18 protein-coding genes and 1 tRNA gene are annotated in these 22,573 nt (G+C 59.1%); 17 read left to right on the plus strand and 2 right to left on the minus strand.

Annotation, left to right across the window (positions count from 1 at the left end; translation table 11 throughout):
- Positions 1-30: 30 nt before the first annotated feature.
- From WLY71_RS14080 to WLY71_RS14130, 11 genes are all read left to right on the plus strand, one after another.
- Entirely contained in the window at positions 31-1,026 is a 996-nt protein-coding gene (locus tag WLY71_RS14080) for a major capsid protein (RefSeq protein WP_347804025.1), read from the plus strand.
- Positions 1,027-1,063: 37 nt separating this feature from the next.
- Positions 1,064-1,456 (plus strand): Bbp16 family capsid cement protein, encoded by a 393-nt coding sequence (locus WLY71_RS14085; RefSeq protein WP_347804026.1) that lies wholly within the window; start codon positions 1,064-1,066, stop codon positions 1,454-1,456.
- Positions 1,449-1,817, plus strand: a complete 369-nt coding sequence (locus WLY71_RS14090; protein ID WP_347804027.1) for a hypothetical protein — start codon at positions 1,449-1,451, stop codon at positions 1,815-1,817. The genes WLY71_RS14085 and WLY71_RS14090 overlap by 8 nt, the downstream gene beginning before the upstream one ends.
- Before the next feature lie 58 nt (positions 1,818-1,875).
- Complete coding sequence (locus WLY71_RS14095) at positions 1,876-2,475, plus strand: phage connector family protein (protein ID WP_347804028.1); 600 nt, start codon at positions 1,876-1,878, stop codon at positions 2,473-2,475.
- Positions 2,472-4,799: a phage tail protein gene (locus tag WLY71_RS14100; RefSeq protein ID WP_347804029.1), complete on the plus strand. Its 2,328-nt coding sequence runs from the start codon at positions 2,472-2,474 to the stop codon at positions 4,797-4,799. The genes WLY71_RS14095 and WLY71_RS14100 overlap by 4 nt, the downstream gene beginning before the upstream one ends.
- Positions 4,789-5,253, plus strand: a complete 465-nt coding sequence (locus WLY71_RS14105) for a phage protein Gp13 family protein (protein WP_347804030.1) — start codon at positions 4,789-4,791, stop codon at positions 5,251-5,253. The genes WLY71_RS14100 and WLY71_RS14105 overlap by 11 nt, the downstream gene beginning before the upstream one ends.
- An 11-nt stretch (positions 5,254-5,264) precedes the next feature.
- Positions 5,265-5,726 carry a hypothetical protein gene (locus WLY71_RS14110; protein WP_347804031.1) on the plus strand — a complete coding sequence of 154 codons (462 nt, stop codon included), beginning with the start codon at positions 5,265-5,267 and terminating at the stop codon, positions 5,724-5,726.
- Between the two features lie 23 nt (positions 5,727-5,749).
- On the plus strand, positions 5,750-7,819 hold the full coding sequence (locus tag WLY71_RS14115) for a hypothetical protein (RefSeq protein ID WP_347804032.1): 2,070 nt from the start codon (positions 5,750-5,752) through the stop codon (positions 7,817-7,819).
- On the plus strand, positions 7,816-9,591 hold the full coding sequence (locus tag WLY71_RS14120) for a hypothetical protein (RefSeq protein WP_347804033.1): 1,776 nt from the start codon (positions 7,816-7,818) through the stop codon (positions 9,589-9,591). The genes WLY71_RS14115 and WLY71_RS14120 overlap by 4 nt, the downstream gene beginning before the upstream one ends.
- Positions 9,588-12,152: a hypothetical protein gene (locus tag WLY71_RS14125; RefSeq protein WP_347804034.1), complete on the plus strand. Its 2,565-nt coding sequence runs from the start codon at positions 9,588-9,590 to the stop codon at positions 12,150-12,152. The genes WLY71_RS14120 and WLY71_RS14125 overlap by 4 nt, the downstream gene beginning before the upstream one ends.
- Before the next feature lie 68 nt (positions 12,153-12,220).
- Positions 12,221-14,548 (plus strand): phage tail fiber domain-containing protein, encoded by a 2,328-nt coding sequence (locus tag WLY71_RS14130; protein ID WP_347804035.1) that lies wholly within the window; start codon positions 12,221-12,223, stop codon positions 14,546-14,548.
- Between the two features lie 148 nt (positions 14,549-14,696).
- Here the strand turns inward: WLY71_RS14130 and WLY71_RS14135 are convergent, their stop codons facing one another.
- The gene (locus tag WLY71_RS14135) at positions 14,697-15,959 is read right to left on the minus strand and encodes a tyrosine-type recombinase/integrase (protein WP_425589926.1); all 1,263 of its coding nucleotides are present in this window, start codon (positions 15,957-15,959) and stop codon (positions 14,697-14,699) included.
- A 165-nt stretch (positions 15,960-16,124) separates the two neighbouring features.
- Positions 16,125-16,209: transfer RNA gene (locus tag WLY71_RS14140), tRNA-Leu, on the minus strand.
- A gap of 107 nt (positions 16,210-16,316) precedes the next feature.
- Here WLY71_RS14140 and queA point away from each other — a divergent pair.
- From queA to WLY71_RS14170, 6 genes are all read left to right on the plus strand, one after another.
- Positions 16,317-17,381: a tRNA preQ1(34) S-adenosylmethionine ribosyltransferase-isomerase QueA gene (gene queA / locus WLY71_RS14145; protein WP_347804037.1), complete on the plus strand. Its 1,065-nt coding sequence runs from the start codon at positions 16,317-16,319 to the stop codon at positions 17,379-17,381.
- Positions 17,382-17,395: 14 nt separating this feature from the next.
- On the plus strand, positions 17,396-18,511 hold the full coding sequence (gene tgt, locus WLY71_RS14150) for a tRNA guanosine(34) transglycosylase Tgt (protein WP_161990833.1): 1,116 nt from the start codon (positions 17,396-17,398) through the stop codon (positions 18,509-18,511).
- A 43-nt stretch (positions 18,512-18,554) separates the two neighbouring features.
- Entirely contained in the window at positions 18,555-18,890 is a 336-nt protein-coding gene (gene yajC / locus WLY71_RS14155) for a preprotein translocase subunit YajC (RefSeq protein ID WP_008147715.1), read from the plus strand.
- 63 nt (positions 18,891-18,953) lie between these two features.
- Positions 18,954-20,822: a protein translocase subunit SecD gene (gene secD, locus WLY71_RS14160; RefSeq protein WP_347804038.1), complete on the plus strand. Its 1,869-nt coding sequence runs from the start codon at positions 18,954-18,956 to the stop codon at positions 20,820-20,822.
- 9 nt (positions 20,823-20,831) lie between these two features.
- Positions 20,832-21,746 carry a protein translocase subunit SecF gene (gene secF / locus WLY71_RS14165; protein ID WP_347804039.1) on the plus strand — a complete coding sequence of 305 codons (915 nt, stop codon included), beginning with the start codon at positions 20,832-20,834 and terminating at the stop codon, positions 21,744-21,746.
- Positions 21,747-21,866: 120 nt separating this feature from the next.
- Positions 21,867-22,415 (plus strand): glycine zipper 2TM domain-containing protein, encoded by a 549-nt coding sequence (locus tag WLY71_RS14170; RefSeq protein ID WP_347804040.1) that lies wholly within the window; start codon positions 21,867-21,869, stop codon positions 22,413-22,415.
- Positions 22,416-22,573: the final 158 nt, after the last annotated feature.

Raw genomic sequence — 22,573 nt, forward strand, 5'->3', positions numbered from 1 at the left:
ACATCCATCTAGCACGCAGGAGAAACAACGATGGGCATCCTTACATCCACCATGCCGACCCTGATCGATAAGTTCAGCAGGGAAGACAGCAACAAAAAGATCATGAAGATCGTCGAGCTGATGGCTAAGCGAAACGACATCTTGATGGACGCCGAATATCAGGAGTGCAACGACGGCTCCAAGCACAAAACCACCATGCGTTCGGGTATCCCTGAGCCAACGTGGCGCATGTTTAACCAGGGCATTCAGCCTTCCAAGTCGACCACCGTGCCTGTGCTGGACACCACCGGCATGATGGAGGACTACGGCCTGGTCGATAAGGCACTGGCCGACTTGAGCGGCAACGCCGACGCCTTCCGCACCTCGGAAAACATGGCCAAGCTGCAAGGCTTCAACAGCAAGGCCGCCCGCTACATGATCTACGGTAACACCCAGGCTGAGCCGCAGGCCTTCTTGGGCTTGGCTCCGCGCTACAACGACAAGTCGGCCGAGTCCGGCGCCAACATTGTCGACGCAGGCGGTACCGGTTCGACCAACACCTCGATCTGGTTTGTGACCTGGGGTGAAATGACCACCCACCTGCTGTATCCGAAAGGCAGCGTGGCGGGTTTCCACCACAAGTTCCTCGGCCAGCAAACTGCCCGCGCTGAAAACGGCGGCGACTTCGAGGCCTACCGGGACCACTTCAAGTGGGACATCGGTATGTCCGTCCGTGACTGGCGTGCAAACGCTCGTATCGCGAACATCGACGTAACCACGTTGACCGCCGATGGCGCGACCGGCTCCAAGCTGATCGACCTGATGATTGATGCTTTGTACCGCATCGACAACCCGGAGCAGGGCGAAGGCCGGACCATCATCTACGCCAACCGCACCATCCAGTCGTGGCTGCACAAGCAGGCCATGAACTCGAAGAACGTGAACCTCACTCTGGGTGAATACGCAGGGAAGAAGATTCCAGAGTTCTTGGGCATCCCAATCAAGCGTAACGACGCGATCCTCAACACCGAAGCCCGCGTAGTCTAACGACTGCGTGGTTTTCCCCTATTACGGAGAGACCATCATGCTTTTCGACGCAAAGCTGCTCATGTCGAACGCCCAGGTAATCACTGCCACGGCGGCTTCGACCGACATCATCGACCTCGGCGTCAACAAGGACGTTGGCCGGGCCGGTGACATCCCACTGGTGATGCAGGTAGTCGAGGCGTTCAACACCCTCACCAGCCTCACTTTCGACCTGCAGACCGATGACAACTCGGCGTTCAGTTCCCCTCGATCGCTGTATCAGGTCGTCGTGCCGTTGGCCGATCTGAAGCTGGGCTACCAGACGCCAGTCATCACCCTGCCGCAGAAGGTCGAACGCTTCCTGCGCCTCAACTACACCGTGACCGGCATCGCCCCAACACTGGGCAAGGTAACTGCTGGCGTGGTTGCTGGAGTACAGACCAATGTCTAAGCAATATGTGGTGCTTGAGCGGTCGTTCATTAACGGTCGTTTGTATGAGCCCGGTGAAAGCGTCGTTCTGGAGATCGACAGCCCGGGCTCCAACCTCAAATTGGCGAGCAACAAGAACGTGGCTGCGCCAGCAACCGGTGATGGCGACGACACCAACCCGGACGATGTGTACGTCGCTGCTCGCGGCGCCGCTGGCAAGTTCGTCGTTAAGAACGCTGGCGGCGTGGCTGGTACCTTCACCGGCAACAAGGCAGAAGCGGAAGCGGAAGCCGCTCGCCTGAACGCTGGCGGCCTGCCTCAAGACGACACCAATCCGGACGGTGTGACCGCCCCCGGCGGGACGATCCTGCCTGACGCCTGATTCACCCGCACCACTTTAAGGGCCCTTCGGGGCCCTTTCTCATTTCTGAGGTTCCCGAATGGCTAGCGATATCGAGATCTGCAACGTCGCGCTTTCGCGTGTTGCACACTCTCAGTCCATTGTTTCGTTCACCGAAAAGAGCAAGGCCGCCGAGCTGTGCGCCGTGTTCTATGCGCAGCTGCGCGACCTGGTGCTGGCTGAGTTCCCTTGGCCGTTCGCGGAATCTACCGTGGTGCTTGCCGATATCGGCGGCGCCGCCCCTGGTTGGGCTTACCGGTACCGGTACCCGGCCGACTGCCTGAAGGTTCGGGAAATCATCCAGCCAGGTCAGCGCTGGTCGCTCGGCGTGGATTTGCAGATCCCTTTCAAAGTCGGCTACGACGTCGGTGGTCGCGTGATTCATACCGATCAGCCAGAGGCCGGGGTACGTTTCACGTACCGCGTTGCCGACTCCACGTTCTTTGATCCACTGTTTGCTGATGCCCTGTCTTGGCGCCTGGCCATGGATTTGGCTCTGCCTCTTAGTTCCAAGACTGATCTGCAGCAGTTCGCTACGCAGCAATACGGGCTGGCGCTGACCAAGGCCCAAGGCTCAGCCTTCGAAGAGTCCCAGGACGATCCAGAGCCGGAATCTGAATTCGTGTCGGTGCGCTCATGAGTAGCGTTCTGCAACCGACGTTCGCTGCCGGCGAGCTGTCACCATCCACCAGCGCGCGTACGGATATCGCACGCTATTACACCGGCCTGAAGCTGTGCCGAAACTTCATGGTCATGCCTTACGGTGGCGTGCGTAACCGACCGGGCACCAAGTTTGTTTGCGAGGTCGCCGATTCCGCAAAGATGAACCGGTTGATCCCGTTCCAGTTCAACGACGAGCAAACCTACATCCTGCAGTTTGGTGATCTGAACATGCGGGTCATCAAGGACGGTGGTCAGGTGATCGCCGGCGGTGTGCCGTATCAGCTGGCCATGCCTTACACCCAGTTCGATCTGCCGCAGCTGAACTTCACACAATCGGCCGACCTGATGACGTTTGCCCATCCGACCTACAAGCCGCGAGAGCTGGGTCGTCTGGCCCATGACAACTGGACCACGTCCGAAATCAGCCTGGCGCCGCGCATTGCAGCGCCTGCATCCGCAACTGCTACACCAACTGCTGGTACCGGCGTGCAACAGTCTTGGCGCTACCAGATCACCGCTGTGCTCGACGATGGCAACAGTCTGGACGAATCCCTGCCGGTCACGTCGAACGCCGTCACAGTCTTCGCTGACACAGCCTCGGCAACCATCGTGTGGCCGGCGGTGCCCGGCGCCACGTATTACATCGTTTACAAGGACAACGCTGGCGCCGGCATCTATGGCTTCATCGGTCGCGCCACGGCCCTGACCTTCACCGACCGCAACATCACTGCCGTGAAGACCGACACGCCCCCGAACGGCGCCGATCCGTTCGTGGGTGCGGGCAATTACCCCGGAGCAGTCGGTTATTACCAACAACGTCTGGTCTTCGCTGGCAGCAACTTGAGCCCGCAAACGGTGTGGATGAGCAAGACCGGCCTGTTCAAGAACTTCGGTTTCTCGATCCCCAACAAGGACGACGACGCGATCACCTTCACCATTGCCAGCAAGGAAGTGAACCGCATGCGGCACCTGCTGGGCCTGCGCAAACTGCTGGGGCTGACCTCTGGCGGTGAGTGGACGTTCTCCGGCGGTGACAGCGGTTTGACCGCCAAGACCATTCAGGCCGCGCAAGAGGGTTACAACGGCTCGGCCATCGTACCGCCGGTGGTTGTGGGTAACAGCGCGGTTTACGTGCAGGCTCGCGGCAACCGGGTGTCGTCGTTTGGGTACTCGCTTGATGCTGACGGCTTTGCATCCGATGACCTGACGATCTTCAGTGCGCACCTATTCCGTGGCTTCGAACTGACGGACGTTGCCTATCAGAAAATCCCGGACTCGATCGTCTGGTATGTGCGCCACGACGGGAAGTTGCTGGGCCTGACCTACCTGCCCGAGCAGCAGCTCGTTGGTTGGCACTGGCACGACACTGACGGATTTGTCGAATCCATTGCCTGCATTCCGGAGGGCCAGGAAGACGCGCTTTATATGGTCGTCCGTCGCACCGTCGGCGGTGTTCAGAAGCGCTACGTTGAACGCATGGCCAGCCGTGAGGTGCTGTCGATCAAAAACGCCTTCTTCGTGGATTGCGGCCTGACTTATGACGGCGACAACCACGACGGTGCCAAAAACATGATGCTCTCTGGTGGGACCACTTGGCAGTATCCGGAGGTGGTGACGCTCACGGCACAGGGTCACACGCCATTTACCGTGGGCAGCGTTGGCGTGAATTACTCGCTGTCGCGCCGGGTCGTGGATGAGAACGAGGATTCGTTTCTTGAGTCTGTCCGCGTCGAGGTGGTCGGCTACACGAGCCCCACGGTCGTTACCGTAAAGCTATTGATCGTATGTCCCGAGTCACTGCGCAACTTCAACGGTTCCGCTTGGGCCCGTCAGGCACAGACCATATCGGGATTGGCGCATCTTGAAGGGAAAACAGTTTCAATCCTGGCCGACGGCAGTGTTCATCCCCAGCGGGTTGTCACAAACGGAACAGTCGTTCTTCAGGAATATGCTGGCGTTGCACACGTCGGGTTGCCATACAACTCGGATATGGAAACGCTCGACCTTGAGCTCAAGAACGCCAACGAAACCGTCCTCGACAAGAAAATTGCCGTCACGTCACTAACCGTGGTCGTGGAAGAGTCACGCGGAATCTTTGCCGGCAAGGATAAACGCTCGCTCTACGAGCAGAAAACCAGCCGCGACACCTACGAGCAGCCGCTTGACCCGCTGACAGGCCAGACGGAAATCATCATTTCCAACGACTGGCAGGGCAAAGGCCGGGTGTTTATCCGCCAATCCGACCCGCTGCCGCTGACCGTGCTCGCCGTCATTCCAGAGGTGACCATCGGTGGCCGCTGAAGTGTTGCCGGTAACGGCTGAAGACGTGGCGACCATTCTGCCCATCGTGCGCCAGGCCGATATCGACGAGATCACCGAAGCCCTGGGCATACCCATGCAGGACGCTTTGCACGAAGCGATTACGGGCAGCCTCAACGCCAAGAAGATTGTTGTAGACGGTCTGATCGTGGCCGTCTTTGGTGACGCGGTGTACAGCATCCTCGGCTCGGTGGGCGTGCCTTGGCTGATCTCCACTACTCATGTGGAAAAGCACTCAAGGGCCTTCCTCAAGGTCTGCAAGCCCGAGGTTCAAGGGATGCTGACCCGCCACCATCACCTGATGAATTACGTCGACGCGCGCAACACCTCGGCCATCCGCTGGCTGAAGTGGCTGGGCTTCACCTTCGGCCCGGCCATTCCCTATGGCGCGCGGCGCTTCCCGTTTCACCCCTTCACACTGAATAGAGAGGCTTGATTATGTGCTGGATGGCATTGATACCAGTCGCCATTGCCATGGTTGGCGGAATGATGGGCGCGCAGAACGCCAAGCAGGAAGGCGCGTTCAACTCGGCCATGCTTACCGGTAACGCGGCGCTGAAGGACCAAGCCGCGCAAGAGACGATCAACGCCGGTGACACGTCGGCAGATTGGCAGCGCGTGCAGACCGGGCAGGCCGTCGGCACTCAGCGCAGCGTGCAAGCCGCCAACGGTATCGACGTGAGCAGCGGCAGCGCGGCACAGCTGCAGGACGACACGGCCATGCTCGGTGAGCTGGACGCCCTGACGATCCAGAACAACGCGGCGCGCGAGGCGTATGGCTACCGAGTCCAGGCTAAGCAGGATCGGCAGAACGCCGCCCAGGTCACCACCAACGCGGGCAACAAGGCCACCGGATCCATTCTCGGCGGCTTCGGTAGCGCGTTCGGTTCGTTCGCAGGGGGTCGCTGATGCCTCGGGTACCGACATACGACATGCCGCAGGTTGGACAGCAGCCCGGGCGAGCGATCGAGCTCCGTGGTGTTGCGCCCGACAGCTCGGCCATCGCCGAGGGATTGCAGAGCTTCCAGCGTGGCGCCCAGATTCTGGCAGCCAAAGAGCGCGAGAAGGCCGACACCGCTCTGCTGCTTGACGCTGACACCCAGCTAACCCAGTGGCAGCAGAAGGCGATGTATGACGAGAATGGTGGGGTGTTTACACGTAAAGGGAAGAACGCACTCGACGTCACCAACCAGACGCTTGAGCAGTTCGAGCAGGCCCAGGCAGAGATCGCGAAGACTCTAACCAATGATCAGCAGCAGGCACGGTACGCCCAGATCGTGGCCAGCCGCCGCAACTCGCTGTCGAATGACCTGAACCGTTACGAATACAGCGAGCGCCAGAATTATTACGGCGAGGTCGAAAAGGGTCAGCTTGAGACGTCGATGCAGGGCGCCGCGCTCGACTATCAGGACCCATCCAAGGTGCAGGGATATCGGCAAAAGATCGACGCGGTTCTGGCCAGCCGTGCCGAGCGTCTTGGGCTTTCGCCTGAAGCGGCGCAGTCCGAACGTCTGAGTACCAACAGCGGGATGTCGACGGCGGTGATCCAGCGGATGCTGGTCGACTCACCGCAGAAGGCCAAAGGCTATTTCGATTCGTTCAAGGACACGATGACGGCCGAAGACCAGATCAGGGCGAGCAATGGTATCGACCAGGGCTTTCGCCGGCTGGAAGCCGAGGCCCGTCAGCGTCAAGTTGAAGCGCGCCAGATGCAGGCCATCAGCAGAATGGAGCTTAGCAGTCGCGTGCAGGACGCCAGCGCCGCGTATTCGCAGGGCCTCGACTATGCCAACCCGCCAAGTCAGGCTGAATTCAAAGCGGCCTACGGTGATAAGGCAGACGCTCAATACGAGTCGTTCTCCAAGGTTCAGGCCATCGCCCCGGCAATCCGCGAGTTCGCGACGGCTTCACCGGAAGAGCGCCAAGAGATACTGAGCAAGTTCCAGCCGGCAAAAGATGGCGTAGCGGGCGAGGGCTTCAAGGAAGACTCCCAGCTGTATCAGCACCTAACCAGCGTGGGCGTGGGCTTGCTCAAGCAGCAACAAGCCGACCCGGCCGCCTACGTGGCCAAGTACAGCCCTGTCGTTCAGCAGGCGTTCGCTGTCGCGCAGGAAGAGAACACGCCGGAAGCCTATCGGGCATATGCGACCGCCACCGTCGCCGAACAGCAGCGCTTGGGTGTTGCTCAACCGAAGCTGTTGCCGGACGCGGCCGCCAACCAGTTCGCCGCACAATTCAACCAGCAGGTCGAAGGTGGCGAGAACGCTGCCACGTTGATCGAGCAGCAGGCGCAGTTGTGGGGCAAGGACTTCCCGACCGTCCTGCAGCAGGTCGGCAACAAGTTGCCAGCCGAAGCCCAGGTCATCGCCACCGGCCTGCCAAAGGACATCGCCGAGCGGATGGCATCCGTTGCCACGCTCAAAGACAAGGACCTCACCGCTGGCTTACAGAAAGGCCAGCAGGACGAAATCGGACAAGCCGTCCAACAGGCCATGGAGCCGTTCGCCCAGTCATTGCAGGGCCAAGCGGGCGGCATCAGCACGTTCAGCACCATGTACAAGGCAGCAGCTCGAACTGCCACGTCTTACGTGCTCCAAGGTGAAAGCCCAAAGGACGCCGCGCAAAAGGTTGTCGACGGCATGCTCAACGACAAATACGAGTTCTTCGGCACCTACCGCGTGCCAAAAATCTTGGACACCAACGCCGTCAGTCGTGGCGCTGAAGAAGCACTGAAGCGGATCACTCCCGAAGAGCTGATGCCGTTGCCTGGTACCAGCGGCGTACTGGAGTCCGAGAACGCCCGCCAGCTGCACGAAGCGTTGCAGTCCGGTGGCCAGTGGGTGCCGACCAATGATGAAAGCGGCCTGGCGCTAACCCTGAACGGGTACCGGGTTCGCGGAAAGGACGGTAAGCCACTGGTGAAAAGCTGGGCTGAACTGCAACAGGAAGGCATCACAGCCCCGACCAAATCCCGTGGGCCAGCAATGGGGATCTACAATTGACCATCTTTGCAGGTGATGCACCGGTTCTCGATCGGCGCACGATGCTCGACATCCCAGCCGAGTCTGGCGAGGTGTTCGACGCCGCGTTCGACAGCGCGTTTTCCACCAACCCCACCACATCGCTGGTCCGTTCCGAGCAGCTCGCCGAGCAGGCAGAAGGCCGGGCCGTGGTCATGGGCCCTGAGTCCTACCTAGCGCCGAACGCTGGCCGTCTTGAGCCAGACTCGCCAATGGTCGATGCGCAAGCCGCGCGCGATCGCGTTGCCGGCATGGGTCTGGATATCAAAATCCCTGAGCAGGGCATACGGCAAGGCGCCCTCGACGTCCTGGTTGATCGGCACCGCGAGCAGGCTGCGCGCCAGCAGGTTCTGGCCCGGGCAAACGGCGGCGCGATGGGAACGCAGATCGCCGCAGGCCTTGCCGCTTCGCTGCTGGACCCGCTCAACATTGCTTCTGCATTCGTTCCGGTGGTGGGCGAAGCGCGCTACGCCGCAATGCTGGGTCGTGCTGCGTCTCCGCTGGGGCGTGCAGGCGTTCGTGTCGGGGTCGGCTCCGTAGAGGGCGCAGTCGGTGCTGCAATCCTTGAGCCTCTGCCATTGCTCGCCGCCAACCAGGACCAGACCGAATACGGGCTTTCCGATTCGCTGGCCAACATCGCATTGGGTGGGCTTCTCGGTGGTGGTCTGCACTCAATTGGTGGCGCGGCCTCGGATGCGCTGCGCCGGCGGATCGCGACGGAAACACCAGCGGCCGACGTGGCGCCGAACATTGTCGATCGACAATCAGCGTCAGCAACTCCGACACAATCCCTGCGCGCCGCCGACTTCGACCGCCTGTTTGATCAGGATCCGGACATGGCGCTGCGCGCTTCGCTGGCCCGCAGCCTTGAGGAAGATGGCGCGACCCTGTACCGCAGCGCCCAGCGCCAAGCGGTGGACGAGATCCGTCCGACGTTGACTGGCGAGCGCGTGGGCAATGTGGCCGATTTGCACAACGAACGGCTTTCACTGACCCAGCGTGCGATGAAGCTGGACGACACATTCAGAGACGTTGCAACGCAGTTTCAGGGGCAGGGCTTGAGTCGTAAGCAAGCCGAGCGCGCTGCGCGGGACAGCATTGCCGCACAGCGCGAGCAGATCGGCGCGCGCCAGGCTGAAATCAACACCACGCTGGAGCGCAACCGGGCCGGTGAGTTTGATCGCCGCGATCTCGGCTTGATTGATCGAGGCGAGGTCCCGGAGCGCCTGCGCCCGCAGATCGAAGCTCGCGCCAAGCAGATCATGGCGGGATATGAGCAACGGCCACTGGGCCCTGCCGTGCGCACTGCCAGGGAAACCGCACAGTCTGCAGACTGGACCGTGCGCGACAGTGCATTGCGCAGCGCCGTGGCGCAGGCAGTCAGCGGCCGCGACATCGATGTCAACGCGCTGTTCGACCTGGAAGCCCCCGGAAAATCGGGTGCAGCGCTGGAATACGCCAAACGCCCGACCGGCCGCAGCGTTGATCCTCAAGGCCAGGCCGAAAGCCTGCGCGCCGATGGTGATGCAAAGGCGCAAGGCCAGGACGATCTGGCGTCGGCACAGCAGGCATTCGACGAGGACGAAGCACTGGTCAAGGAAATGCTTGAGCAGTTGCCAGAGAACGAGCGTGCGGCCGTGGTCAATGCCGGCCGCGATGAAACAGATTTGGCCATCGCCCAGGCTGAACGGGCCGAACGTTATACGAAGGCATACCGCGCCGCCGCCGTGTGCGACATAAGGAACGGACAATGACCCCTTGCATCGACGCTGTACGGGCCGCCGCCGGCGACCTTGAAGACCAGGAAATTGCGGAGATTTTCGAACTGTTGCGCGGACGCGCGAAAGAGATCATGGCCAGGGAAGGCGCCTTGGGCATGGAGCAGGCGACGTTGCGTGCTGCCGATGAACTGGGCAAGCAAGCCCAGCAGGCGGCATTGATCGAACGCCGTAACGCGCTGATCAACCTGCGTCGTCGTGGAGAGATTGTTGCGTTCGTGCGTGGCAGCTTTGCCGACCGTCCAGACCTCGGCATTGAATCGCTGCTGGTCGGTACCAACCTTGCGCGTCAAGGATCGCGGCTCTCTGTGGCCGCCGAACAGAAGTCGCTGGGAGACGCCTACATCGGCGGGCTGATCCACGATCTGGAACGCAAGGACCTGACCGCCGTGCTGGCCAAGGGCAGTGCAGACGTCGATATCGCCGACGCTCTGTGGAAGATCGGCAACGACCTGGACACCTCGAAGCTGAACGACCAGGTGGTCGATATCGCCCGCATTATTCAGAAGTATCAGGAAACGGCGCGCATCGATGCGAACCGCGCCGGCGCCAACATCGGCAACCTGCCCGGGTACATCGCCCGCCAGAGCCACGATAGCGAGAAGATCGGTTCCGCCGGCTATGAAAAGTGGGTTGCCGACATCCTGCCGCGCCTCGATCCCAAGACATTCGACGGCGTGGTCAATGAGGCCAGCTTCCTGCGTGGCGTGTTTGATGGTTTGGTTACGGGCGACCACCTGAAAGCTGCCGGCGACACCAAGCCAAACGGTTTCCGTGGTCCGGCCAACATCGCCAAAAAAATCAGCCAGGAACGCGTTCTGCACTTTAAGGATGGCGTGGCCTGGCACGAATACAACCAGCAGTACGGGACCGGCAACCTGCGCGAGGCTGTATTGCGAGGCCTCGACTTGTCTGGGCAAAACACCGCGCTGATGCGCCGGCTCGGTACCAACCCGGAAGCGAACCTGAACATGGCGATGGATATCATTGCCGATGACGTCCGCAAGTCGGAAGATCCAGCCGCGCTGGCGAACTTCAACACAGCCCGTCAGACGATGCTGGCCAACCGTTTTGCCGAGGTCAGCGGCGCGACCAGAATTCCCGGCAACGCCTGGGCCGCACGGGTTGCCGCAAACGTCCGCGCATGGCAGTCGCTGTCCAAGCTGGGCGGAGCGCTGCTTTCCAGCTTCACAGACTTGCCGGTGGCCGCCAGTGAAATGCGGTACCAGGGCAAGAACTTCCTCGGCTCGTTGGGCGAAATGACCGCGGGGCTCGCGAAGGGCCGTGGCAGTCTGGAGCAGCGAGAAATCCTGTCGAGCTTTGGCGTTTATGCCGATTCGATGCGCGGGGAGATCATGCGCCGCTTCTCTGCCGATGACTCAATGGGCGGCAAGATGAGCCGGGGAATGTCGCTGTTCTTCAAGCTGAACGGCCTGTCCTGGTGGACTGACGCCAACAAGGCCAGCGCAGGGCTGATGATGGCTCACAACTTGGCACAGAACAAAGGCCGGGCGTGGGGCACGATGGACGCAAGTTTTCGCCGTACGCTGAGTCTGTACGACCTCGATGCTGGCAAGTGGGACCTGTTGCGCAGCATGGACACTCGCATGGCCGACGGCCGGGATTACCTGACGCCCGAGGGTATTGCCGACATTCCCGCCGAGAAGATCGGCGCCTATCTGACCGGCCAAGGCCGCAAGGTTTCTGACTCGGCAATCCGTGAAACCCGTGATGGCCTGGACCGCAGCCTGCGTGCCTATGTGAACGACCGGGTCAGCTATGCAGTACTTGAGCCCGACGCGCGCACCCGCTCAATCATGAATCAAGGCACCAGACCGGGAACGGTGATGGGCGACATGAACCGGTTCCTGACCCAGTTCAAGAGCTTCCCCGCCGCTTATATGCAGAAGACGCTAGGGCGGGAGCTGTACGGCCGTGGCTACGCGCCGACCCCGCTGGGTGAAGGCTACCGTGGCGGCAGGGATCTGGGTGGCGTGATGCTTAAGGGATTGCTAGGTAATGGTAACGGCGAGATCGCAGGAATAGCTCAGCTATTGCTGTGGACTACTGCCTTTGGCTATCTGTCGATGTCCTCCAAGGACCTGGTTAAAGGCCGTGAGCCTCGATCGACTGATGACCCGAAAACATGGATAGCCGCGATGGTGCAGGGCGGTGGCTTCGGCATCTTCGGCGACTTCATGTTCGGTGAGGTCAGTCGCTTCGGCAACAAACCGCTCGAAACGCTTGCTGGTCCCACCCTCGGTACCGCTGCCAGCGCGGTCGACCTCTGGAGCAAGGTTCGATCCGGCGATGACGCTGCAGCCTCAGCAATGCGCCTGGCGCAGAACAACACGCCGTTCCTGAACCTCTTCTACACCCGCATCGCCATGGACCACCTCTTCCTTTATTCGGTACAGGAGGCCATGAACCCCGGGTCGCTACGCCGCACAGAGCAACGCATCCAGAAAGAGAATGGCCAGCAGTTTCTGATTCGACCATCGCAGAGTTATTCCGACCCGCTGGGCATAGCCCGTTAGCCGACCGATTCCCATCGAAGCCCGCCTCGTGCGGGCTTTTTTTCGTCCGAAGAAAAGGAGTCACACCAGTGACCGTACCAACACTTAATAGCATCGCCGAGTTTGTGACCAATGGAGTCACGACCAACTTCCCGTTCTTTTTCAAGTTTCTGGCGAATGAGGATCTGGTTGTCACGTATGTGAATTCACTGGGGGCGGTGACAGTTCTGACTCTCGGAACCCACTACACGGTCAACGGTGCCGGCGATGAAGACGGCGGCAGCATTGTCACCACAACAGCAATGGCTGGACCTGGGCAACTAGTCGTGTCGCGGGAAATGGACGCCTATCAACAAACGTCGCTACGCAACCAGGGCAAGTTCCTTGCTGAAACACATGAGGACGTATTCGACCGGCTGACGATGTTGATCCAGCAGGGGTTTTCAATCTTCAAGCGAGCGCTCGTTCGGCCTTTTGGCAAGCCTTATTACGACGCCGAAAACCGGAACATCTCGAACCTTGCCGATCCTGTCGAAATGCAGGACGCAACAACTAAAAACTGGGTGAGCAACCACTTCGCTGGCTTGATCGACCAGGTTACGGGTCTGATTAACACCGCGACCGGAATTCTCTACGACGCCGGCACGCTGTTCGATCACCTGCGCTTCGGGGTAAATCGCACTGTCGATACCATTGCGGCGCTGAGGCTACTGTCAGGCAGCAGAAATCAAAGGGCATTTGTTCTCGGATATTACGCCAAGGGTGACGGGGGTGGCGGTCACTATTATATGGATGCAGCCGACATCACTTCTGCCGACAATAAGGGATCGATCATCGTTGCGGCCGACGGAGGCCGCTGGAAGCTGGTGCACAGCGGCACGTTTCGTGGCGAACAGTTCGGCATGCGTGGCAGCGGCAACGCAGCGTACGCCACATCCAACACCGACGGCCTCCTGGCAGCAATCAGAGCTCTACGCACGAACCTCAAGGTCGTCGATAAGGGCGACGCCGCACACACGATGGTCAACTGCTACACCAGCGGAAAGATAACGCTCGGTAATGGGGTTTTTTGCATCAATAGTGGGGCGCTCAACTTTACGGAGGATCACGGCCTAATTATTGAGGGTAACGGTTCGCGAGGCGCCAGCGGCTCGAACCAGGGCAACACCGTGCTGCTATACAAAGGGACAAATAGCCCTTATATCCTGCGAGTTGAAGGAAATGGCGCGCGGGGCTTTCAGATGCGCGGCCTTGATCTGTGCTATGACAACGGCGGATTTGTTGGAGGCGTTGTCGATCTGCTAACGACTGTCGGCTATAAATTCGAAGATGTTTTCTTCGGAAGCCTACTTCTTACTGGCGGCGGCACAGTGACTTCAGCCGCTTGGCTCATTAGAGTAAATGAGTATGAAGCTGGCCAATTCAATAAGTGCGTTTTCCACGGCGCTGCCATTGGCGTTTATTTTGATGACATCGCTGGGGGCAGTACTTGGCTTGGCGCTGGATTGCTGTTCGATAACTGCTGGTTCTACGACTTCACAGATGCGCATATGCGCGGAAACGGCGCCAAGGTGGCTCGATCTGTTGCCCTTAAAAACGTTGGGTTCAATCCTATCAACGTCAGCCCTACAAGATGCTTGAACCTGACCAACATGGACGGCTTCACAATGGAGACTTGTTTGCTTGAGTCTTCTTCAGGCGTTGCGCCAAGCGTTGAATGGCTTCGAGTTCTTGGCTCGCAAGGATCGATTCGCGACACCACCATAGGCGATCACATTAAAGCGGGTACGTTGTCGGGGCACTTATGCCTTACAAGCAACAACATTGGGTCGCCGGATGGTTTGACCTTCCTGCAGGGCAGCATTAGCACCGATGCCAACCGCTTCGACAATTGCGCAATCGCGGTAAACCTTGTGAGTTTGGTGGATACGCTTCACATCGATTGTCGGAATGATCGGTTTGGGGTTGGCGTCGGGATTTCTTACCGGTCTGCCGACCCTAGCACCTTAATTTCGGGGAAAATCAGTTACGCCAAATCCCGCGATTTTTCGGTCAACCGTTTCTCAAACGTCAACCCGCAGGTTGAGTTTGTCGGGGAGGGCACTGAGGTGGTGAGCGGCGGTAGGTCTTTGACCAGAGCTGATACGGGTAAAACCTTTTTTCTCAATTCCGGTGCCGTGGTAACTCTGCCAAACCCACCACTCCCAGGCGTGACGTTCAACTTCATCAAGACAGGGAGCGGAACAGCAAGGGTTGATGCCGCGGTGGCAAACCAGCTTTACACCGGAGATGGCGCAGCCAAGACGTCCCTCGTCGCCACAAATACAACCGATTTCGGCGTGAGCTTTTCGGTGCGGTCCTTCAATGCAACGTCGTGGACGTGCTGCGCTCGGAGCGCCGGATGGACATCTACTTGAAATTTATCACCAGTCAAACCGGGACATGGTCGTTCACTTAAAGGCCTCGCAACGTGGGGCGAATTTGCAAGCGCAGACCGCGTAATCGAACCGTCCCAGCAAAGCTGGAAACGCACACCACAAGCGAACGCCGTGTATGCAAGCCGGGTTATCCGGCGTTCACCTTTGATTTGAATTCGATACGCAAAGCCTCTGTCATCCCTGCCGCGAGCGCATCCAGGTAGTCGGCATACCACTGCATCATGTGACGCCGCTGCGACAAGTACTTCGCCTTGTTGTAAAGCCCGCTTATCCCCCCTTCCTTGTGGGCCAGCTGCATTTCGATGTGGTCCTTGGTCCATTCATGTTCCCGTAGGAGCGTGCTCGCCGTGTGCCGAGTGCCGTGCCCTACAAGCTTCCCTTTATAGCCAACACCTGCGAACACCTTGTTGATGGTGTTCTCGCTGATGACTGCCGTCTTCTGTCCGATACCTGGGAACAGGTAGCGTCCACGCCCGGTCAACTCGTGCAACTCTCGCAGGGCGGCTATTGCTTGGTCTGGCAGCGGGATCAGGATGTCTCGATCCATTTTCATCTTCGCCGCCGATACGCTCCAGACGCCTTCGTCCAGATCGATGTCGGTCCATTCTGCCCATCGCACCATGCCCGGGCGGGATGCCGTCCAGATCGTGAGCCAAGCCGCGGTGCGTGCGATCAACCTGCTGGTGGTGGTTTGCATGGCCCGCAGGAAGTCGGGCAGCTCAGGCTCTAGCAGGTGAGGGTATTGCTTTGTCTTCGGTGCTTCGGCGGCGATCGCGAGCAGTTCAGATGCCGGGTTGTATTCCATCATCCCTTTCGCAATGGCCTGGCTGAAAATCTCTTTGAGCCATCCTCGCGTTTTCTTGGCAACGTTGAACGCGCTGCGCGCTTCGATGCTGGCCAGCAGGTAGGCACAGTGCCGTCGAGTGATGTCGTGCACCTGCATATCACCCAGCGCGGGGAGAATGTCCTTTTGCAAGTAGGTGTGGATCTTGTCGAGCGTCGATTCCGCGCGGCCGCCCTTTTCTTTTTTCTCAAGCCAGGCAGCGGCCACTGAGCGGAAGAGGGTTTCAGTAGCGGCTTCCTGCGCTTTCTTCACTGCCTGTTTCTGGTTGGCAGGCTCGACGCCGCGTTCAATCAGCTCGATAGCCTCGGCCGCTTTCTCCCTGGCACGCTTTGCCGATATCTCGGGATAGCCACCAAGGCCAAGCCAGGACCACTTGCCGTCGGCGATGCGCTTGTACCGGAATTCCCAGCGCTTGCGGCCATTGGCGGCCACGACAAAATAGATGCGATCGATACCGTAGGTTTCCCGGTATTCCTTCGCTTCAGGTTCGAGTGAGGATAAGACGGTGTCCGCGAGGGGGCGGCGCTTGATGTCGGAGCGCTTCAATTCTTGTATGGCCCAGTTCGAGATTTTGGCGAACATACATGACGCCATACACGGCAACAAGGAACATGGTGGAAAATGATGGATTAAGCTGAAACAAAAAAGCCGGCGCAGTGGCCGGCTTTACTGTGTATCTGGTCCATGTTGGATCAACATGAAACCTTTGGTTGGTGCCCCGAGGGAGACTCGAACTCCCACTTCTTGCGAAAACGGATTTTGAATCCGCCGCGTCTACCAATTCCGCCATCAGGGCTCAATGGCGGCGAAGTATAGAGATGAGATAACCGTCGGTCAATCAGGTACATGGAGAATTTTTGATATTTCCGCTAGACTTCCCGGCCCTGCTAGACGAACCCCATCATGCGCGTTGCTGACTTTACCTTCGAACTCCCTGATTCGCTGATTGCTCGCCATCCTTTGGCTGAGCGTCGCAACAGTCGCCTGTTGACCCTTGATGGGGTCAGCGGCGCCCTGGCACACCGTCAATTCACTGATTTGCTTGAGCATTTGCGCCCGGGCGATTTGATGGTGTTCAACAATACCCGGGTGATTCCGGCGCGGCTGTTTGGCCAGAAGGCTTCCGGCGGCAAGCTGGAAATCCTGGTGGAGCGGGTGCTCGACAGTCATCGCGTGCTGGCCCATGTGCGGTCGAGCAAGTCGCCGAAGCCGGGTTCCAAGATCCTGATTGATGGCGGTGGCGAAGCCGAAATGCTGGCGCGTCACGATGCGTTGTTTGAGCTGGGGTTCGCCGAAGAGGTGTTGCCGCTGCTCGACCGCGTCGGGCACATGCCGTTGCCTCCTTATATAGACCGCCCGGATGAGGGCGCGGACCGCGAGCGTTATCAGACGGTCTACGCCGAGCGTTTGGGCGCGGTAGCGGCGCCGACGGCGGGGCTGCATTTCGATCAGCCGCTGATGGAGGCGATTGCCGCCAAGGGTGTCGAGACGGCGTTCGTGACCTTGCACGTTGGCGCTGGCACCTTCCAGCCGGTGCGCGTCGAGAAGATCGAAGACCACCACATGCACAGTGAGTGGCTGGAAGTCGGTCAGGACGTGGTCGATGCGGTTGCCGCCTGCCGCGCTCGCGGTGGTCGCGTGGTGGCCGTGGGGACCACCAGCGTGCGTTCTCTGGAAAGTGCCGCGCGCGATGGCGTGCTCAAGCCGTTCAGTGGCGACACCGACATCTTTATCTACCCGGGCCGGCCGTTTCATGTGGTCGATGCCCTGGTCACCAATTTCCATTTGCCCGAATCCACGCTGTTGATGCTGGTTTCGGCGTTCGCCGGTTATCCCGAAGCCATGGCCGCTTACAAAGCCGCCGTGGAGCATGAATACCGCTTTTTCAGCTACGGTGATGCGATGTTTATCACCCGTAACCCCGCGCCTACTGCCCCTAAAGAATCAGGCCCTGAGGAAACAGAATGAGTCGCACCAGTCGTATGTCTTTCGAGCTACTTGCCACCGACGGCAAGGCTCGTCGCGGTCGTTTGACCTTCCCGCGCGGTACCGTCGAGACCCCGGCGTTCATGCCGGTCGGTACTTACGGCACCGTGAAGGGCATGCTGCCGCGGGACATCACCGCGACCGGCGCGGAAATCATTCTGGGCAACACCTTCCACTTGTGGCTGCGTCCTGGCACTGAAGTGATCAAGAAGCACGGCGATCTGCACGATTTCATGCAGTGGAAAGGCCCGATTCTGACTGACTCCGGCGGTTTCCAGGTGTTCAGCCTGGGCGCCATGCGCAAGATCAAGGAGGAGGGCGTGACCTTCGCCTCTCCTGTCGACGGCGCCAAAGTGTTCATGGGCCCGGAAGAGTCGATGCAGGTCCAGCGCGATCTGGGCTCGGACATCGTGATGATCTTTGACGAATGCACCCCGTACCCGGCTGACGAAGACGTCGCGCGGGTATCGATGGAGCTGTCGTTGCGTTGGGCCAAGCGTTCGAAAGAAGCCCATGGCGACAACACGGCGGCACTGTTCGGCATCGTTCAGGGCGGTATGCACCAGGATTTGCGCATGCGCTCCCTGGAAGGTCTCGACAATATCGGCTTCGATGGTCTGGCCATTGGCGGTCTGTCGGTGGGCGAGCCGAAACACGAGATGATCAAGGTGCTCGACTACCTGCCTGGTCAGATGCCGGCTGACAAACCTCGTTACCTTATGGGCGTTGGCAAACCGGAAGATCTGGTTGAGGGTGTGCGCCGCGGTGTGGACATGTTCGATTGCGTGATGCCAACCCGTAATGCCCGCAATGGGCATCTGTTCATTGATACAGGCGTGCTGAAGATCCGTAACGCGTTCCATCGCCATGATGATTCGCCGCTGGATCCGACCTGCGATTGCTACACCTGCCAGAACTTCTCCCGTGCTTATCTGCACCATCTGGACAAGTGCGGCGAAATGCTGGGTAGCATGTTGAATACCATCCACAATTTGCGCCATTACCAGGTGCTTATGGCTGGTTTGCGCGAGGCTATTCAACAGGGTACATTGGCCGCCTTTGTCGATGCCTTCTACGCCAAACGCGGGCTTCCTGTTCCGCCTTTGGACTGAGTTTTCTGACCCCAAGATTCAACATTTGCAACTGGAGTGCTAAATGAGCTTTTTTATCTCTAATGCCATGGCTGACGCTGCTGCACCTGCTGCAGGCCCGATGGGTGGCGGCTTTGAGTGGATTTTCCTGGTCGGTTTCCTGGTTATCTTCTACCTGATGATCTGGCGTCCACAGGCCAAGCGCGCCAAAGAGCAGAAGAACCTGCTGAGCAGCCTGCAGAAAGGCGACGAAGTTGTGACCACCGGTGGTATCGCCGGCAAGATCACTAAAGTGGCAGACGACTTCGTTGTTCTGGAAGTTTCCGACACCATCGAAATGAAGTTCCAGAAAGGCGCCATCGCCGCCACGCTGCCAAAAGGCACGCTGAAAGCGATCTAAGTTTCAACTTCTACTCAATCGACGGGGCGCGCAAGGCGCCCCGCGTCATAAGCGGGCGGCGTGATGCTGAACAAATACCCTCTGTGGAAATACATTCTGATCCTGGCGGTGCTAGCGGTCGGTCTGATTTATTCCGCTCCCAATCTATATCCTGATGACCCGGCCATTCAGGTCAGCGGTGCAAGCACTTCGCTGCAGGTCACTCAGGCTGATCTGGATCGTGTGGGCGCAGCGCTCAAGGAATCCGGGATCAACGTCAAGGCTGCCACCCTGGCAGCAAACGGCAAGGGCGGTTTGATTCGTCTGACCAAGGCTGAAGATCAGCTACCTGCCAAAGACGTCGTGCGCAAGGCATTGGGTGATGACTACGTCGTTGCACTGAACCTGGCACAAACCACCCCACAATGGCTGCGCAGCCTGGCCGCGCACCCGATGAAGCTGGGTCTGGACTTGTCCGGTGGTGTGCACTTCCTGCTGGAAGTGGACATGGACAAAGCGCTCGATGCGCGCCTGAAAGTCTACGAAGGCGATGTGAAAAGCCTGTTGCGTAAAGAGAAACTGCGCTATCGCAGCCTGCCGCAACTCAACGGTGCCATTCAGCTGGGCTTCACTGATGAAGCAGCCCGCGAACAAGCCCGTACGCTGATCCGCAAGAGCTTCAACGATTTCGACATTGTTCCGGCCGACCTCAATGGCCAACCGGTGCTGCGTCTGGCGATGACCCCGGCCAAGCTGGCGGAAATCCGGGAATACTCCATCAAGCAGAACTTGACCACGGTACGTAACCGCGTCAACGAGCTGGGTGTTGCCGAGCCAATCGTTCAGCGTCAGGGCGCCAACCGCATCGTGGTTGAGCTGCCGGGCGTGCAGGACACCGCCGAAGCCAAGCGTATCCTCGGCAAGACGGCCAACCTTGAGTTCCGTCTGGCCGCTGAGCCAGGCGCTTCGAAAGCCACTTCCGAAACCTTCGAGTTCCGTGAAGGCAATCGTCCGTCAGCACAGATCGAGCGTGGCTTGATCATCACTGGCGACCAGGTGACTGACGCCAAGGCTGGCTTCGGCGAGCAGGGCACGCCAGAAGTGAACATCCGTCTGGATGGCCACGGTGGCGAGCTGATGAGTCGTGCGACTCGCAGCAACGTCGGTCGCAGCATGGCAGTGATCTTTATCGAGCAACGTCCGGTTACCACTTACGTCAAGCAAGTGGTCAATGGCGTCGAGAAAGACGTGCCGGTCCAGACGTTCAAGGAAGAGAAAAAGATCATCAGCCTGGCGACGATTCAGTCGCCGCTGGGTGCTCAGTTCCGCATCACTGGCCTGAACGGCCAGGGCGAGTCGTCCGAACTGGCGCTGCTGCTGCGTGCCGGTGGTCTGGCTGCACCGATGTACTTCGCTGAAGAACGTACCATTGGCCCAAGCCTGGGTGCCGACAACATCATCAAAGGTGTCGATGCATCGCTGTGGGGCATGTTGTTTGTCTCGCTGTTCATCATCGCCATCTACCGCTTCTTCGGCATCATCGCCACCGTCGCTCTGTCGGTGAACATGGTGCTGCTGCTGGCCCTGATGTCGCTGCTGGGTGCAACGCTGACCCTGCCGGGTATCGCCGGTATCGTGTTGACCATGGGTATGGCCGTCGACGCCAACGTTCTGATCTTCTCGCGGATACGTGAAGAGATTGCGGCGGGCATGACCGTGCAGCGGGCAATCAACGAAGGCTTCGGCCGGGCATTCACCGCGATTCTCGACGCCAACCTGACCACTCTGTTGGTCGGCGGGATTCTCTTTGCGATGGGCACCGGTCCAGTCAAAGGTTTCGCAGTGACCATGTCCCTCGGGATCTTTACCTCGATGTTCACGGCCATCATGGTGACCCGCGCGATGGTCAACCTGATCTTCGGCGGTCGTGACTTCAAGAAGTTGTGGATTTAAGGGGCTGCCATGTTACGTACAATCAACTTCATGGGCGTTCGCAACTTTGCGTTCGGCGTCACATTGTTCCTTACCGTGCTGGCATTGTTCAGCGTCGCCACCAAGGGCATGAACTGGGGCCTGGACTTCACCGGCGGTACGCTCATCGAGCTGACCTACGAGCGTCCGGCCGACGTCACTAAAGTGCGTGAGCAGCTGGCTACAGCGGGTTATCAAGAGGCGATCGTACAGAGCTTCGGTGCGACTACTGATTTGCTGGTGCGTATGCCAGGTGAGGACCCGCAGCTGGGTCACCAGGTGGCCGAGGCCTTGCAGAAGGTCGGTGGCGACAACCCGGCGGTGGTCAAGCGCGTCGAATTCGTCGGCCCTCAGGTCGGTGAAGAGCTGCGCGACCAAGGCGGCCTCGGCATGCTGATGGCGTTGGGCGGCATCCTGATCTACCTGGCTTTCCGCTTTCAGTGGAAGTTCGCGGTCGGTGCCATCGTTTCGTTGATTCACGACGTGATCGTGACCATCGGTATCCTGTCGTTCTTCCAGATCACCTTCGACCTAACGGTGCTGGCGGCGGTGCTGGCGATCATCGGTTACTCGCTCAACGACACCATCGTGGTATTCGATCGGGTTCGTGAGAACTTCCGTGTTCTGCGCAAGGCGTCCTTGATCGAGAACATCAACATCTCGACTACCCAGACCCTGCTGCGGACCATGGCGACGTCGATCTCCACCTTGCTGGCGATCGCGGCCCTGTTGTTCTTCGGTGGCGACAACCTGTTCGGCTTCTCCATCGCGCTGTTTATCGGTGTGTTGGCGGGTACTTACTCGTCGATCTACATCGCCAACGTCGTGCTGATCTGGCTGAACCTGAGTACCGAGGATCTGATTCCTGCAGTGGCTACCGATAAGGAAGTCGACGACCGCCCATAACGGCTATCGTTTTCCAGCTGTCGGCCGAAAAGGCGCGAGTATTGAACTCGCGCCTTTTTTTATGCTCCAAGGCTGGGAGAAGCGCGGGCTTGTCCCGCATGTGATGGTCAGGAGGTTCATGTGAACAAGTCGTTGCTGGTTGGTGCGGTATTGGGTGCTGTCGGTGTAACTGCCGGGGGTGCTGTGGCCACCTACAAGCTGGTTAATAGCGGCCCTGAATATGCGCAAGTTCTAGCCGTTGAACCGGTCAAGACACAAATCAAAACGCCACGTGAAGTGTGCAAGGACGTTGCAGTAACCCGGCAAGCGCCGGTGAAAGATCAACACCAGATCGCCGGTTCCGTATTGGGTGCCGTGGCGGGTGGTTTGCTCGGTAATCAGATCGGTGGTGGCACCGGCAAGAAGATTGCCACCGTAGCAGGTGCAGTTGGCGGTGGTTACGCGGGCAACAAGGTTCAGGAAGGCATGCAGGAGCGCGACACCTACACCACGACTCAGACGCGGTGTAATACCGTGAATGACATCAGTGACAAGGTCGTAGGTTACGACGTCCGTTATTCACTGGATGGCAAGGAAGGCAAAGTGCGGATGGATCGCGATCCGGGCAACCAGATTCCGGTCGACAAGGAAGGCAAGCTGATCCTGGGGCAGAACGAGCCGGCTCAGTAAATAGCTGAAATTCAGATTCAAAAGAAGCACCCTGCGGGGTAATGCCGATCAGTTAAGCCTTCTCGCTTGACCTTTGGCCGCAAGAAATCAAAATCCGATGCCTGTACTGGCATCGGATTTTTTTATGCGTCTCGCTCGGGCACTGGAACTGACCCACA

The sequence above is a fragment of the Pseudomonas rossensis genome (genome assembly GCF_039888995.1).
Taxonomy (GTDB): Bacteria; Pseudomonadota; Gammaproteobacteria; order Pseudomonadales; family Pseudomonadaceae; genus Aquipseudomonas; species Aquipseudomonas rossensis.